The sequence below is a fragment of the Flavobacterium flabelliforme genome (assembly GCF_017948675.1).
Lineage (GTDB): Bacteria > Bacteroidota > Bacteroidia > Flavobacteriales > Flavobacteriaceae > Flavobacterium > Flavobacterium pygoscelis.
In genome coordinates this window covers 1,335,861-1,350,909 of the sequence record NZ_JAGFBU010000001.1, presented here as the reverse complement: position 1 = coordinate 1,350,909, position 15,049 = coordinate 1,335,861, and the positions used below count along the sequence as shown (strand labels likewise).

13 protein-coding genes are annotated in these 15,049 nt (G+C 32.8%); 8 read left to right on the top strand and 5 right to left on the bottom strand.

Annotation, left to right across the window (positions count from 1 at the left end; translation table 11 throughout):
* Positions 1 to 155 precede the first annotated feature (155 nt).
* Positions 156 to 2,930 (bottom strand): 2-oxoglutarate dehydrogenase E1 component, encoded by a 2,775-nt coding sequence (locus J3S90_RS05955; protein ID WP_210645423.1) that lies wholly within the window; start codon positions 2,928 to 2,930, stop codon positions 156 to 158.
* Positions 2,931 to 3,048: 118 nt separating this feature from the next.
* On the opposite strand from J3S90_RS05955, the gene J3S90_RS05950 reads away from it, so the two are divergent.
* A complete protein-coding gene (locus tag J3S90_RS05950) occupies positions 3,049 to 3,591 on the top strand; it encodes a hypothetical protein (protein ID WP_210645421.1) in 543 nt (180 codons plus the stop codon).
* Between the two features lie 56 nt (positions 3,592 to 3,647).
* On the opposite strand, the gene J3S90_RS05945 is transcribed toward J3S90_RS05950, so the two are convergent.
* Both J3S90_RS05945 and J3S90_RS05940 read right to left on the bottom strand, forming a co-directional pair.
* Positions 3,648 to 4,001 (bottom strand): hypothetical protein, encoded by a 354-nt coding sequence (locus J3S90_RS05945; RefSeq protein ID WP_210645419.1) that lies wholly within the window; start codon positions 3,999 to 4,001, stop codon positions 3,648 to 3,650.
* An 87-nt stretch (positions 4,002 to 4,088) separates the two neighbouring features.
* Positions 4,089 to 5,063, bottom strand: a complete 975-nt coding sequence (locus tag J3S90_RS05940; protein ID WP_210645417.1) for a polyprenyl synthetase family protein — start codon at positions 5,061 to 5,063, stop codon at positions 4,089 to 4,091.
* Between the two features lie 265 nt (positions 5,064 to 5,328).
* Between J3S90_RS05940 and J3S90_RS05935 the strand changes: the two genes are divergently transcribed.
* From J3S90_RS05935 to J3S90_RS05905, 7 genes are all read left to right on the top strand, one after another.
* Positions 5,329 to 5,850 carry a YceI family protein gene (locus J3S90_RS05935; RefSeq protein ID WP_188049444.1) on the top strand — a complete coding sequence of 174 codons (522 nt, stop codon included), beginning with the start codon at positions 5,329 to 5,331 and terminating at the stop codon, positions 5,848 to 5,850.
* A 132-nt stretch (positions 5,851 to 5,982) separates the two neighbouring features.
* The gene (locus J3S90_RS05930; protein WP_188049443.1) at positions 5,983 to 6,579 is read left to right on the top strand and encodes a TetR/AcrR family transcriptional regulator; all 597 of its coding nucleotides are present in this window, start codon (positions 5,983 to 5,985) and stop codon (positions 6,577 to 6,579) included.
* Positions 6,579 to 7,943 (top strand): TolC family protein, encoded by a 1,365-nt coding sequence (locus tag J3S90_RS05925; RefSeq protein ID WP_188049442.1) that lies wholly within the window; start codon positions 6,579 to 6,581, stop codon positions 7,941 to 7,943. The genes J3S90_RS05930 and J3S90_RS05925 overlap by 1 nt, the downstream gene beginning before the upstream one ends.
* Positions 7,944 to 7,947: 4 nt before the next feature.
* Positions 7,948 to 9,015, top strand: coding sequence for an efflux RND transporter periplasmic adaptor subunit (locus J3S90_RS05920; protein WP_210645415.1), 1,068 nt, complete (start codon positions 7,948 to 7,950; stop codon positions 9,013 to 9,015).
* 45 nt (positions 9,016 to 9,060) lie between these two features.
* Positions 9,061 to 12,237: an efflux RND transporter permease subunit gene (locus tag J3S90_RS05915; RefSeq protein ID WP_210645413.1), complete on the top strand. Its 3,177-nt coding sequence runs from the start codon at positions 9,061 to 9,063 to the stop codon at positions 12,235 to 12,237.
* A 172-nt stretch (positions 12,238 to 12,409) separates the two neighbouring features.
* A complete protein-coding gene (locus tag J3S90_RS05910) occupies positions 12,410 to 12,607 on the top strand; it encodes a hypothetical protein (RefSeq protein ID WP_188049439.1) in 198 nt (65 codons plus the stop codon).
* Positions 12,595 to 12,918: a hypothetical protein gene (locus J3S90_RS05905; protein WP_188049438.1), complete on the top strand. Its 324-nt coding sequence runs from the start codon at positions 12,595 to 12,597 to the stop codon at positions 12,916 to 12,918. The genes J3S90_RS05910 and J3S90_RS05905 overlap by 13 nt, the downstream gene beginning before the upstream one ends.
* Positions 12,919 to 13,014: 96 nt before the next feature.
* Here J3S90_RS05905 and J3S90_RS05900 read toward each other — a convergent pair whose 3' ends face one another.
* Both J3S90_RS05900 and J3S90_RS05895 read right to left on the bottom strand, forming a co-directional pair.
* On the bottom strand, positions 13,015 to 13,455 hold the full coding sequence (locus tag J3S90_RS05900) for a LexA family protein (protein WP_188049437.1): 441 nt from the start codon (positions 13,453 to 13,455) through the stop codon (positions 13,015 to 13,017).
* On the bottom strand, positions 13,446 to 14,720 hold the full coding sequence (locus tag J3S90_RS05895; RefSeq protein ID WP_210645411.1) for a Y-family DNA polymerase: 1,275 nt from the start codon (positions 14,718 to 14,720) through the stop codon (positions 13,446 to 13,448). Before J3S90_RS05895 ends, J3S90_RS05900 begins: the two co-directional genes overlap by 10 nt.
* Positions 14,721 to 15,049 lie beyond the last annotated feature (329 nt).

The window sequence follows — 15,049 nt, the reverse complement described above, 5'->3', positions numbered from 1 at the left end:
ATTATTTTAAATTATGAATTTTAATTTTATGTAACTGTTGTAAAACAACGTGTATTTACTCTTTATACTTTTTTAGCCCTGATAGTAGCGGCATCCTTTTTCTTTTTCCTTAAAAAGAAAAAGATACAGCGGATAGCAGGAAACAGCTCCTTATATTATCTAAATAAATCTTTATCAAATACCATTTGAATGGCATCTGCATGACGACGTTTTGCACGGGTATAACTTCCTGAAGCAGGAGCAGCATACGCTTTTAACGAAGCTAATCTCCATTTTACAAGGTCGAAATTCATTAACATAAAGCTATAAGCTCCCATATTTTTAGGCTCCTCTTGTGCCCAAACGTAATCATCAGCATTTGGATAGCGTGCAATAATCTCTTTTAATTGCTCTACTGGAAGTGGGAACAATTGTTCGATTCTTACTACAGCCACATCTTTGCGCCCGTTATTTTCTCTTTCAGCGGTGATGTCATAATAAAATTTACCGGTACAGAAAACTAATGTTTTCACGTCCGCTTTATTTACGGTTTCGTCATCAAAAGTTTCTTGGAACGATCCGTTAGTAAAATCTTCTATTGGAGAGACACATCTTGGATCACGCAACAAACTCTTTGGTGTAAATACAACAAGTGGTTTACGGAAAGTTGTTTTCATTTGTCTTCTTAACAAGTGAAAGAAGTTGGCTGGCTTAGTACAATCTGCTACATACATATTGTGTCTAGCACAAAGTTGCAAGTATCTTTCCATTCTTGCTGAAGAGTGCTCTGCTCCTTGCCCTTCGTATCCGTGAGGCAATAATAAAACAATTCCGTTTTGGTTGTTCCATTTATCTTCTCCACAAGAAATATATTGGTCAATCATAATTTGGGCTCCGTTAGAGAAATCTCCAAATTGTGCTTCCCAAATTGTTAATGTATTTGGATTCGTTAATGCATAACCATAATCAAAACCTAATACTCCGTATTCTGACAATAAGGAATTAAAGACATTGAATTTTCCTTTTTTACCTTCTAGATTATTGATAAGAATTACTTCTTCTTCAGAATCTTCAACTTTTACAACAGCGTGGCGGTGAGAAAAAGTTCCTCTTTCTACATCTTGTCCAGAAATACGAACGTCGTATCCTTCCTGTAACAATGATCCGTAAGCTAAGTGTTCTGCCATTCCCCAGTCTAATTTATTGGTGTCAAAAAACATTGTTTTTCGATCGTTAATTAGTTTCTGGATTTTGTTTATGAATTTTTTATCTGTTGGCAAATTACAAACTGCATTGGCAACAGTTGTAAGTCCTTCTTTAGTAAATGAAGTATCTACTTTTTGAAGCATTTCTACATTAGAAACTCTTGTAAAACCTTCCCATTCATTTTGCATAAATGGAGTGATAATCGTTAAATCTTTTTTACGTGATTCTTCAAGATTCACTTCAAGATTAGATTTATATTCTACCTCTAATCCTTTTACAAAAGTAGAATCAATTACTCCTTCAGCTAATAATTTATCTGCATAAATATCTCTTGGATTTTCATGCTTAGCAATTAATTTATAAAGTACGGGTTGGGTAAAACGAGGTTCATCACCTTCATTGTGTCCGTATTTTCTATATCCTAATAAATCGATAAATACGTCGCTACCAAATTGCATTCTGTAATCTAACGCAAAAGACATGGCGTGTACAACTGCTTCTGCATCATCTGCATTAACGTGTAGCACTGGCGAAAGGGTAACTTTGGCCACATCCGTACAATATTTAGACGATCTAGCGTCTAAATAATTAGTAGTAAAACCAACTTGGTTATTAATTACAATATGTATTGTTCCTCCAGTTTTATATCCATCTAACTGTGCCATTTGCACAATTTCGTATAAAATTCCTTGTCCAGCAATTGCAGCATCACCGTGAACGGCAATAGGCAATACTTTAGAAAAGTCATTAGGGAAATATTTATCTTGTTTTGCTCTAGTAATACCCTCAATAACAGCCCCTACAGTTTCTAGATGTGAAGGATTTGGCGCTAGATTAATGTTTATAGTTTTTCCAGATTTAGTTACTTTTTCAGCAGTTAATCCTAAGTGGTATTTTACATCACCATCAAAATACTCTTGATCGTAATCTTTACCATCAAATTCTCCAAAAATATCTTGAGTAGATTTTCCGAAGATATTTGCTAACACATTTAAACGACCACGGTGTGCCATTCCCATAACAAATTTCTCAACTCCTTTTTCAGCTGCTTTTTCAATCAAAGCATCTAGTGCAGGAATGATAGATTCTCCACCTTCCAAAGAAAAACGTTTTTGTCCTACATATTTAGTATGCAAGAAGTTTTCAAAAGAAACCGCTTCATTTAATTTGTAAAGAATAGATTTTTTTTCTTCGCTAGAAAATTTAGGTTGGTTATCATTAACGCCTATTTTCTTTTGAATCCATGACACCACTTCTGGATTACGAATATACATATACTCGACACCAATGTGCTGACAATAAATAGAGTCTAAATGATTTATAATTTCCTGAAGAGTACAAGGAGAAATATTAATCGCTTTAGCGGCATCAAAAACAGTGTTTAAATCTGTTGATGAAAGTCCAAAATTAGCAATATCAAGTGTTGGCGATGCTGAACGTCTCTCTCTTACGGGATTTGTTTTAGTAAACAAATGTCCACGGGAACGATAGCCATCAATTAATTTTAATACATTAAATTCTTTTTGAAGTTTATCAGAAACCAAACTGCAATCGGTATTGCTTGCGGCAAAATTTGCAATCTGCTCTACTTTGTTTTCGTCATTATAAGTTGTCATTCCAAAGTCGAAACCTTGAAAAAAACTTCTCCAACTAGGCTCAACGCTATCTGGATTTTCTAAATATTGATCGTATAATTGAGCGAAAAATTCGGTGTGTGCTGCGTTTAAAAATGAAAACCTATCCATAATATTGAGTGAATATACTTTATTGTTAAAATAGTTTGGCAAAAGTACAATAATACAATAAGTTTATACTTTTTTTTAAGATACTTTTACATTGAATGTTGTTAAAAATTTAAAACTCATGAAAAAGAGATACATTTTAGAGAATTCCAAGTCTTTATTAGTGCTATTAGTGCTGTTTTTTTCCAGTTGTGTTTTTGCACAACAAAATAATACAACTCCAATAATGGAAAATCAGTTTTGGAAAAACGTTCAATTTGGTGGTGGTTTAGGCTTAGGTTTTGGATCTGGTTACACCGATATTTCGGTAGCTCCAAGTGCAATTTATAACTTTAATGAATATGTTGCTTTAGGTATTGGTGCTCAATACAAATACTTAAAACAAAAAGATTATTATGCTTCTCATTTGTATGGCGGTAGTTTGATTGCCTTACTAAATCCTATTAGGGAAATTCAGTTATCGGCTGAATTAGAACAACTAAGAGTCAACGTAAATCTAGAGGGTTCCAATAGCAACTCTTTGGATTATTGGAATACTGGTTTATTTGTTGGTGCGGGTTACCGCTCTGGAAGTGCAACAATTGGTGCACGCTACAACGTTTTGAATGATAAAAACGGGATTTACGGCAGTGCCTTTATGCCTTTTGTGAGGGTTTATTTTTAATAGCATCTTACCGATTAGTAAAAACAAAGGAAAATAGACCATTAAAGGTTTATGCTTTAACGGTATTTATTTCTAAACCATACTTTTTGCCATTCTCTTTTTAAAATTAAAAAAGCAACTTGCTCAGCTAAAACTACTAAATCAGATCCGTCTAGTTTTTTTATTTCTTCTTCAGAAACATCAATTATATAAAGTAAATTAAGGTATTCAGCAAACTTATATTGAATAAGTCGATACACTTTTTCATGCAATTGAATTTTCAACTCACTAGGCGTAATATTCAAAGGAAAATCTATCGCTTCGTTCGCCAGATTAAAATCTTTATTAAGTTGTTCGACTAACTTAAGATATAAAGTTTCTTTTTCTGCTTCTGATAATAAGGAATCCGTATTGATTGGAGCTATATACATGTGATTTTTGATTTAGATCGCAGTTTTTAGTTTTTTGATTTACAAAATTCACAATCCTAATTAAAATTGATTTTGCTGTTGTTTTATTTACACTTTTCTTCCCATTAAATTTTCACCAAACGCTTTTAACATCTCTTTTTTGTGAGCACTAATGTTCATTTTATCCAAGGTTTGAAAAGCTTTAAAAGTAAAATCGTGAATTGCATCTTGAGTGGACTGAGAAGCTCCAGAAGTATTAAAAAGCGCTTTTACAACAGCTATTTTATCTGAGCTATCTTCAGGATGAATAGAAAACAAACGACTTAATTCGGCAGCATCTTCTTCATTTGAAAAAGCCATTGCTTTGAGGTATAAATAGGTTTTTTTATTTTCGATAATATCTCCACCTACTTGTTTACCAAAGGTTTCTGGATTACCAAACGCATCTAAATAATCATCTTGCAATTGAAAAGCCAAACCTAAATTCAAACCAAAATCATATATTAAATTGGCATTTTCTTCTGAGGTTTCTGCTATAATAGCCCCCATTTTCATAGCAGCAGCAACAAGAACAGCAGTTTTGTATTGAATCATTTTTAGATATTCCGGAATGGTAACATCATTACGACTTTCAAAATCAACGTCCCATTGTTGTCCCTCACAAACTTCCAATGCTGTTTTACTGAACAATTTTGCTAAATCTCTAAAAACAACTGGCTCATATTGCTCAAAATACTGATACGCTAATATTAGCATTGCATCACCAGATAAAATCCCAGTATTCAAATCCCATTTCTCATGTACTGTTTCCTGACCTCTTCGCAAAGGTGCATCATCCATGATATCATCATGAACTAAGGAAAAGTTATGAAAAACTTCTACTGCTAGAGCCGCAGGAAGTGCTTTTTTATAATCAGTATCAAATACTTCGGCAGCCATTAAGGTAAGAACTGGTCGGATTCTTTTTCCACCAAGGTCTAAAATATAATGTATGGGTTCGTATAAATTTTTAGGTTCTTTAGATTCGTACTGAGATTGTAAATAATCAGAAAGAAATTCTTGATACTGATAAATAGTATGCATTATTTTTTTGTTTAAAGTTTACAGTATAAAAAAATCAGCAAATGCTACTTCATTTTTACTCTATTTACCGCAAAGAAACTCAAAAAACTTCAAACTTGAAACTTTAAAATTTTGCAAATGTTAAAAAAAATAAAAATACACAGGAAACTTGTTGGGTATTCAAAGTTTCCGTTTTACATTTGCACGAAAATTAACAATTGACCGACTTGCGATTTACTTAAATGAAAGAGTGATCAATTATATGCTAAAATATAATAATGAAATTATGAAAACGAAATGGACAATTGATTCCAGCCAATCTGATGTTTTAATCAAAATGAGACACTCAATAATAGCTTACTTAGCAGGTAATATTAACAAATTTAACGGTCATATCGACATTGATAATAATGAGATAGAAGATGCTTCTCTAGAATTTTCGTTAGATGTTAATAATAAAGACACGAAATTGGAGCAGATTGACACTCACTTGAAAATGAATGATTTGTTTGATGTCAATGAATATCCTATTATTAGTTTTAAATCGACTTCATTTGAAAAAATAAATAAGAATATTAATTTTTTAAAAGGCAACTTAACTATAAAAAACATTACTCGAACAGTAGAACTTGATGCTGAATTTATGGGAATCAATGCCTACAATGGCGACGAAAAAGCAGCATTTGAAATAACAGGAAAAATAAACCGAAAAGATTTTGGTCTTACCTTCAATTCTTTCAACCAAACTGGTGGAATAGCTTTAGGTCAAGATATTAAGCTTATTGCAAATCTTGAATTTACAGTTTAAACTAGCAGACGATCAAATGTTAAATAATTGTAAATTTTACGGAAACTATTTTAGTTTTCAAAGTTTCCTTCTTACATTTGTCAAAGATTTCAACTCAATTAAAAAATACTGAAATTATTTCAGCATCTAAAAATGAAAGAAAAAATTATATCTAAAGCTAGCGAAATGTTTTTAAAATTAGGTTTTAAAAGCGTTACCATGGATGATATTGCAGGCGAAATGTGTATTTCTAAAAAAACAATTTATAAATATTTTTGCAACAAAGAAATACTCATCGCCGAAAGTACCGAAACAGTACACAAACAAATTCATGAGATCATTGACACCATTATTTCAAAAAATTACAATGCAATCGAGGAGAATTTTGAAATTAGAAAAATGTTTAAAGAGATGTTTCAATCCTCAGACAATTCTCCTATTTATCAATTAAAAAAACATTATCCAGAAGTATACACAACAGTAATGGATCGTGAAATTAGAGAATGTAACACTACTTTTGAAAAAAATATAATAAAAGGAATTCAACAAGGGTTGTATAGAGAAAGCATTAATATCAAAAACTATATTCAATTTTATTACCATCTTGTTTTTACTATTAGAGAAAACATAAGCTCTGAAAAAGAAAGTCAGAAAATCGAATTAGAAATTTTAGAATACCATACAAGAGCAATGGCAACCGCTGCCGGATTAATCGAATTAGAAAATCAATTACTAAACTATACTATATAATGAAGAGAATAATTTTAATAACCATACTAACTTTTGCAATTTCAGCTCAGTCTCAAACTGTGACTCCTGCTGAAACTGGTCTTGTAAAGACGCTAACGTTAAAGGAAGCGATTCACTACGCTTTAGAAAATAAAGCGGAAGCTAAAAAATCTAAACTTCAGGTAGAAAACAGCGAATACCAAATTCAGGAAGTACGTTCTAGAGCGCTACCTCAAATATCCGCAAACGGAAGTTTGACTTACAATCCTGTGATTCAAACTACTGTAATTGATGGTGCTGGATTTGGACAACCAGGAACCGTTATACAAGCCGCTTTTGGACAAAAATGGAGTTCGACTGCAGGAGTTTCATTAACACAAGCCATCTTTGACCAATCTGTTTTTACAGGTTTGAAGGCAGCAAAATCGACTAGAGAATTTTATCAAATTAATAATCAATTGACAGAGGAACAAGTAATTGAGCGCGTTGCAAACAATTATTATCAAGTCTATGTGCAGCGTCAAAAATTAATTGTTATCGATAGTACTTTTAAAAACACTACTAAAGTAAAAGACATTATAAAAGGACAATTTGATAATGGTTTAGCTAAGAAAATTGATTTAGACCGAATTTTAGTAAAAATATCAAACATCAATACGATGCGTCAGCAAGTATTGAATGCAGTACAAATTCAGGAAAATGCATTGAAATTTTACATGGGTATGCCTATAGAAACTCAAATTGAGATTCCACAAACTGCTTTTGAAGTAAGTCCACAATCACTATCTGAAGTTCCTAACACAGCCAATAGAACAGAGTATTTACTTTTGAAAAAACAAGAAGAGCTTTTAAACTTTCAGAAAAAATCTATCGAAGCGGCTTACTATCCAACATTATCCTTGAGTGCAGGCTATAATTATATTGGTCAAGGACCTAAAATGCCAATTGGTGCTAAACCATCTGATGGCGTATATTGGTCTGATTTCTCTTCTATTGGTTTGAATCTTAGAGTTCCTATCTTTACAGGATTTAGTACTCGTGCCAAAGTAAGACAAGCTGATGTAGAACTAAAATCGGTTAAAGTAGGTCTTGATGATACAAAACTTGCGCTAGATTTGGCTTTTGCTAATGCTAAAACGCAAATTGATAATAGCTTAATCACGATTACCAATCAAAAAGACAATGCACAATTAGCGAAAGAAGTTTTAGACAACACTAGAAATAACTATTTACAAGGTCTTGCCTCGTTGACTGATTTACTAGATGCCGAAAATTCATTAACAGAAGCACAGAACAATTATACCTCAGCAATATTAGATTACAAGCTGGCAGAAATTCAATTAATCAAATCAAAAGGAGAATTAAAATCATTATTAAATAACTAGTAACATGAAAAAAATTATAATAACCGTACTAATAATTGCAGTATCACTAGGAGCAATCGCATTAGTTTTGACCAATAACAAGAAAGAAAACGAAGCTAAAATTGCTGTTGTTGCAGAGAAAAACACAACAGTATCGGTTAGAACTGCTACCGTAAAAACGGAAGAAGTTTCATTAGATTTTACATCAAATGGAAATTTTGAACCTGTACAAGAATTAAAATTTTCTGCTGAGAAATCAGGTAAAATTACAAATGTTCTTGTAAAAGAAGGAGATTATGTTTCTGTAGGACAAACGCTTGCCATCGTTAGAAGCGACGCTATAAATGTAAGTGCTCAAAATGCAAATGCAGTATATCAAAATGCAGCTTCAGATTATAGCCGATTTGAGAATGCTTTCAAAACAGGCGGTGTTACTAAACAACAATTAGACCAAGCTAAACTAGCGATGGTAAATGCTAAATCTCAATTGACTCAAGCTAACATTAACGTTGGTGATACCCGAATTAAAGCACCAATAAGTGGTTATATTAATGCTAAATATATAGAAATAGGATCAATTGTAACAGGAATGCCTGCTACTCAATTATTTGATATTGTAAATGTTTCTAAATTAAAACTAAAAGTAAATGTAAGCGAAAGCCAAGTAGCAAGTTTAAAAGTAGGAAGCGCCACTAATGTAAAAGCAAGCGTTTATCCTGATAAAACATTTTCAGGTAAAATTACTTTTATTGCAGCAAAAGCAGACGAGAGTTTAAACTTCCCAGTTGAAATTGAAATTACCAATAATGCTTCTGCTGACTTAAAAGCAGGTATGTATGGAACTGCAGAGTTTTCATCAAGCAGACAAAAACAATCTTTAAAAATTGTTCCAAGAAATGCCTTTGTAGGAAGTGTAAGTAGCAGCCAGATTTTTGTTATCGAAAACGGAACTGCAAAATTAAAAACAGTTACTGCTGGTAGAATTCTTGGTGATCAAGTCGAAATTCTAGAAGGATTAAATGATGGTGAAACTGTAATTATCACAGGTCAAATTAACCTTCAGGACGGAACAAAAGTGGAAGTTATAAAATAAGCTATTGGCTTTGAGCTATTAGTTAGCTACATAAAAAATATAAATATGAAATTAGCAGAAATATCCATAAAACGTCCGTCGCTGATCATTGTATTATTTACAATTTTGACACTTGGTGGGCTTTACAGTTATAGTAATTTAGGTTACGAATTGATTCCGAAATTTGAAACTAACGTAATTTCGATAGCAACCATTTATCCGGGTGCTTCGCCAAATGAGGTAGAAAATTCCGTGACTAAGAAAATAGAGGATGCAATCGCTTCATTAGAAAATATTAAAAAAATAGATTCTAAATCGTACGAAAGCTTATCTACGGTTGCCATTACATTGACTTCTACAGCCGATGTTAACATATCGATGAACGATGCACAACGTAAAATAAATGCCATTATTAGTGATTTACCAGACGATGCTGAAACACCCTCTTTAAGTAAATTCTCTTTGAGTGATTTACCTATTATGACTTTAGGTGCTTATGCAAAAATGGATGAAGTTGCCTTTTACGATTTGATTGATAAAAAGTTAGTTCCGGTTCTTTCTCGTGTTCAAGGTGTTGCTCAAGTAAACATCATTGGTGGTCAAGAAAGAGAGATTCAAGTTAATCTTGATGCGGCGAAAATGCAAGCTTACGGACTTTCTATTCCGCAAGTACAACAAAATATTTTATCCTCTAACTTGGATTTCCCAACAGGAAACATCCAAACGCGTGAACAAAAAATATTAATTCGTTTGGCAGGGAAATACAAAAGTGTTGACGAATTAAGAAACCTAATTGTATCGTCTAAAAACGGAATTCAAATCCGTCTGAAAGACATTGCTGATGTACAAGATACTCAGAAAATTACAGAGAAAATAGCTCGTGTAAACCAAAAAAGTGCAATTGTTTTACAAATCATCAAACAATCGGATGCGAATGCGGTTGCAGTAAGTGAAGAAGTAATCAAAACCATTGCTAAACTAGAAAACGATTATAAAACGAGTAGTTTAAAACTACAAGTTGCTAAAGACAGTTCTGTTTTTACGTTAATGGCTGCTGATGCCGTTGTACACGATTTACTTATAGCAGTGCTTTTAGTAGCTTTAGTAATGTTGTTTTTCTTGCATAGTATTAGAAACTCGTTAATCGTAATGGTAACGATTCCAGCTTCGTTAATTGCTACTTTTATCGGTATTTACTTGATGGGTTATACCTTAAACTTAATGAGTTTATTAGGACTATCGCTCGTGGTTGGTATTCTGGTCGATGATGCCATTGTGGTACTTGAAAATATCTACAGGCACATGGAAATGGGTAAGAACAAAGTTCGTGCTGCGTATGACGGAACAGCCGAAATTGGTGGAACCGTGGTATCTATTACTTTAGTAATTGTGGTGGTATTCTTGCCTATCGCAATGAGTACAGGATTAGTTTCGAACATTATTACACAATTTTGTGTTACTGTAATTATATCTACTTTATTATCATTACTTGCTTCGTTTACCATCATTCCTTGGTTGTCGTCTCGATATGGTAAATTAGAACATATTCAAGGAAAAAATCTTTTTGGACGTATTATTCTTGGTTTCGAAAGTTATTTAACTCGTTTTACCAACTGGATTTCTGGATTGTTAACGTGGTGTTTAGATCATTATATTAAAACGATATTAGTGGTTCTAGTAATTTTCTTTACTTCGACCGTAGGATTATTAGGTGGTGGTTTTATTGGTGGTGAGTTCTTTGCAGCATCAGATAGTGGTGAGTTTTTAGTTCAAATTGAAATGCCAAAAGACGCCTCATTAGAACAAACCAATTTCATGACTCAAAAAGCAGAAGAGTTTTTGAGCAAGGAAGAATATGTATTCAGTCAAATTGCAACTGTAGGTCAAACTAGTGGTGGACTTGGAGCTGCTCAAGCTACGGCTTACAAATCTGAGATCAACGTTAAAATGGTTGATTTAGACAAACGTAGCGAAGCTGCAAATGTGTATGCAGCCAAAACAAAACGTAAACTAGAGAAAATACTAGTTGGTGCCAAAGTTAAAACGGTTCCAGTAGGTATTTTAGGAACGGCAGAAGATGCTACTATTGGTCTGATCGTGACAGGTCCTGATGTAGAGAGCGCTATGAAATTTGCAAAAGCAGCCGAAAAAGAATTACGTACTATTCCGGGTGCTACAGAAATCGAATTATCTGTAGAAGATGGAAATCCTGAAGTAAACGTAAAAGTAGACCGTGATAAAATGGCTGCGCTAGGTTTAAGTTTACAAAGCGTAGGTATGACGATGCAAACTGCTTTTAGCGGAAATACCGATGGAAGATATAGAGCAGGTGAATACGAATATGATATTAACATCAAGTACAATGCTTTCGACAGAAAAAGTATTGCAGATGTAAGTAATTTAATTTTCATAAATGACCAAGGTCAGCAAATTAAGTTAAGTCAATTTGCCTCTGTAAACGAAGGTTCAGGCCCAAGTCAATTAGAGCGAAGAGACAAATCGGCTTCTGTAACCGTAAAATCTCAAAATGTTGGGGTACCATCAGGAACTATTGTATCGCAATGGGAGCAAAAAATTGAAAAATTGAACAAACCAACAGGTGTAAACTACATTTGGGGTGGACAAAAAGAAAACGAAACCGAAGGTTTTGGAACACTTGGAGTCGCTTTATTAGCTGCAATTATATTAGTTTACCTAGTTATGGTATCGTTATATGATAGTTTTGTGCATCCATTCGTAGTATTGTTTGCAATTCCACTTTCGTTTATTGGAGCAATGTTAGCTTTGGCTTTGACCAATAATACATTGAATATTTTTACTATTTTAGGTATCATCATGCTAATTGGTCTGGTTTGTAAAAATGCGATTATGCTTGTCGATTATACCAACCAAAGACGTAAAGCTGGCGAGACAATCAGAACGGCATTAATCCAAGCGAATCATGCGAGGTTACGTCCTATTTTGATGACTACTATTGCAATGGTTTTTGGAATGGTGCCAATTGCCTTAGCTTCTGGAGCTGGAGCAGAATGGAAAAATGGATTAGCTTGGGTAATTATTGGTGGATTAATCTCCTCATTATTCCTAACACTTATCATTGTGCCTGTAATTTATGAAATCATGGAGAAAATTATTGCCAAATTCTCTAAAGATGAAAAAGTAGATTATGAAGCTGAAATGATTGCTGATTATGACCATCAAGAATTAAGTGAAGATGGATTTAATCCGAAACATACGGTGTAAATTTCTTCTTATAAAAATAAAAACGACCTGTTCATCAGTTTGAGCAGGTCGTTTTGTTTATAATTGATTTTCGCAGCATATTATCTTGCGTCTTTTACAATCACTAAGCATAAATTGAAATTCCTTTTTAAAGTACAAAAATTTGTATATTTGTATACTAAATTGAATAAAGATGAGTGTTATTTCACAAAAATCGGAATTAATAAAATGGATTTCTAGCATAGAAGATCCTTTTATTTTGGAGCAAATAAATCAGTTCAAAAAACAAAAGCAAGTTCAATTTGAAAATGAATTGAAAACGGCAATTTCAGGTGAAGAATTAAAAAAACGTACTACGCATTTTTTAAAATCGCTAGATTGGAAAAAATAAGTATTTACTACAAATCAGAAGTTTCAGACTACATCAATGATTTGATTTATGCTGTTTACAAGGAAAAATATTTTAGTTATTTAGAGAATGCAATCGACTACAAAGATAAAATAATTGATTTTATCGAAAATAATATTGCTCAATTTCCGTACAAGAATACTCCTCTAGAGTTAAATCATTTAGGTTCTAAATACTTGTTTTATAAAAGTAATAACCGAACAACTTGGTTTGTGTTTTTTGAAAACCACAATAATGATTATTTAGTAACTTACATTACGAACAATCACTCACCAACTGCTGGAAAATTATAATTTTGTTAGAGTAGAGGAACTTATTATCTTTTTTAAGTTTACTATTAACAAATCCCTCGGTAGCGTTACAGTATACAAGCTACTTCGTCTTAAAATTTAAACTTTCTTAATCACATACGTGACGATTCCCCAGATAATTAATTGATTTTCTTCAGTCACTTTTATTGGAGAATAATTGGGGTTTTCAGGCATTAAGTACAAACAATCTTTTTCTAATTGAATGCGTTTTACGGTAAATTCACCATCGATAAAACAAATTGCAATTTTATTGTTTTGAGGTTCTAAACTTCGATCTACAACCAGAACATCTTTGTCATTGATTCCCGCATCGATCATAGAATTCCCTTTTACTTTGATGTAAAAAGTAGCTAGTGGATTTTCACTTAACTCCTTATTCAAGTCAATATTCGTTTCCATAAAATCAGCAGCGGGCGAGGGAAATCCTGCCGAAACTCCTTCGTTTATATAAGGAATTCTTAGCTCACTTTCAAAATCAGGTTTGAAAAAAGATATTTTTTGATTTTTATTTATTGACATTTTATTTCGAGAATATCTTTAAAATTAGTAGTGTATTTTGGTGATAAATGGTTCTGATTCATATTCCAAGTCAAACTCAAATTCTGAGTAGCCATTTTTACTTTTTTAGTTCCAATTTTTGTATTCAAACGATCCATTGCTTTCATTAAAGCTAAATGTTTTGGATTTTCCTCATCAAAAAGCTGAAATTGTTTTTGATTCTCATCAATTAATTCGGTCACAATTACGCCTGCTTTTTTAAATTTAAGATGCTCATTTCCTTGGTGTAATTTCTTTAATAACTCGATTGCAGCATTCGAAATCGTTAAGGTTGAACTGGTAGCAAAAGGTAATGTAATGGCACTATTAAAATAATATTTCGCCGTTTCGACCGTGTGCTTATCAATTACCAGCAAAACAATAATGGTATAGCAACAGGAATTTTGTTTGCGTAATTTCTCTGCACAAACAGAGGCAAAAGTAGCAACCCGTTCGCGTAATAAATCAAAATCAGTAATTTGTTTGGGAAAACTTCGAGTGGTAGCAATACTTTTCTTTTGGTCCACTACAGGTTCCAAATCAAGAACTGATCTGCCTTCTAATTCGCATTTTAAACGCAATCCAATGACACCCATTTCCTTTTTAATCCAAGCTTCATGTTGGGGTTGAATAAAATCTAAGGCAGTAACAATATTTCTAATTCTTGCTTTTTTTTGGGTACGGTACCCAACGCCCCAAACATCTTCAATCTTTGTCCATTTTAGCGCTTTAATGCGTTTTTCTTCGCTATCAATCACATAAACACCTTGTGTTCTTTCTTGAAATTTTTTGGCAATTTTATTGGCTACTTTAGACAACGCTTTGGTAGGTGCAAAACCAATACAAACGGGAATTCCGGTCCATTTTTGAACTCGATTCTTCATTTGAATACCGTAATTGTGGTAATCGGAAACCTCCAAGCCATCAAAATTCATAAAGGCTTCATCGATACTATAGATCTCCAGATTTGGTGTAAACTGTTCCAAAATTTTCATCACTCTATTACTCAAATCACCATAAAGCGCATAATTTGATGAGAATAATTTGACGTTTTTTTCTTTGACTAATTCCTTAATTTGAAAGGCTGGCGCACCCATCTTAATCCCTGCTGCTTTTGCCTCGTTACTTCTAGATATAACACAACCGTCATTATTTGACAATATGGCGACAGGTTTTCCTGCGAACTGTGGCTGAAAAACCCGTTCACAAGAAGCATAAAAGTTATTACAATCGACTAAAGCATACATGGTGCAAAATTAGCCAATATGCATTGATGCAGGTTGCTTACTAAAGTTAATTTTAGAGGATTGTTGATAAGTAGTTTGGCAATAGAAAGCCAATTGAAATGTAAAACTGATGCTATTATAACACATTTTTTCTTTTTAAAACCAAAACAAAACTTGAAAATAAAATTGAAATCTATTAAAAAAAACGTAAAAATTCCTTTTTTAAAATAATTTCAGGTGTTTAAAAAATAATCTAACATGCTGTTTTTAAGCATTTTAAAAATTAAAAAACAAACTAAATATTATAGTGAAAGATTTACACTTTCAATTTCTGGCATGCTACTTGAATA

Bases quoted from the DNA above. Each gene is read 5' to 3' on its own strand.
- J3S90_RS05935 (WP_188049444.1), top strand. From the start codon at position 5,329: ATGAAAACGAAATGGACAATTGATTCCAGCCAATCTGATGTTTTAATC.
- J3S90_RS05955 (WP_210645423.1), bottom strand. From the start codon at position 2,930: ATGGATAGGTTTTCATTTTTAAACGCAGCACACACCGAATTTTTCGCT.
- J3S90_RS05910 (WP_188049439.1), top strand. From the start codon at position 12,410: ATGAGTGTTATTTCACAAAAATCGGAATTAATAAAATGGATTTCTAGC.
- J3S90_RS05940 (WP_210645417.1), bottom strand. From the start codon at position 5,063: ATGCATACTATTTATCAGTATCAAGAATTTCTTTCTGATTATTTACAA.
- J3S90_RS05920 (WP_210645415.1), top strand. From the start codon at position 7,948: ATGAAAAAAATTATAATAACCGTACTAATAATTGCAGTATCACTAGGA.
- J3S90_RS05930 (WP_188049443.1), top strand. From the start codon at position 5,983: ATGAAAGAAAAAATTATATCTAAAGCTAGCGAAATGTTTTTAAAATTA.
- J3S90_RS05925 (WP_188049442.1), top strand. From the start codon at position 6,579: ATGAAGAGAATAATTTTAATAACCATACTAACTTTTGCAATTTCAGCT.
- J3S90_RS05900 (WP_188049437.1), bottom strand. From the start codon at position 13,455: ATGTCAATAAATAAAAATCAAAAAATATCTTTTTTCAAACCTGATTTT.
- J3S90_RS05950 (WP_210645421.1), top strand. From the start codon at position 3,049: ATGAAAAAGAGATACATTTTAGAGAATTCCAAGTCTTTATTAGTGCTA.
- J3S90_RS05915 (WP_210645413.1), top strand. From the start codon at position 9,061: ATGAAATTAGCAGAAATATCCATAAAACGTCCGTCGCTGATCATTGTA.
- J3S90_RS05945 (WP_210645419.1), bottom strand. From the start codon at position 4,001: ATGTATATAGCTCCAATCAATACGGATTCCTTATTATCAGAAGCAGAA.
- J3S90_RS05895 (WP_210645411.1), bottom strand. From the start codon at position 14,720: ATGTATGCTTTAGTCGATTGTAATAACTTTTATGCTTCTTGTGAACGG.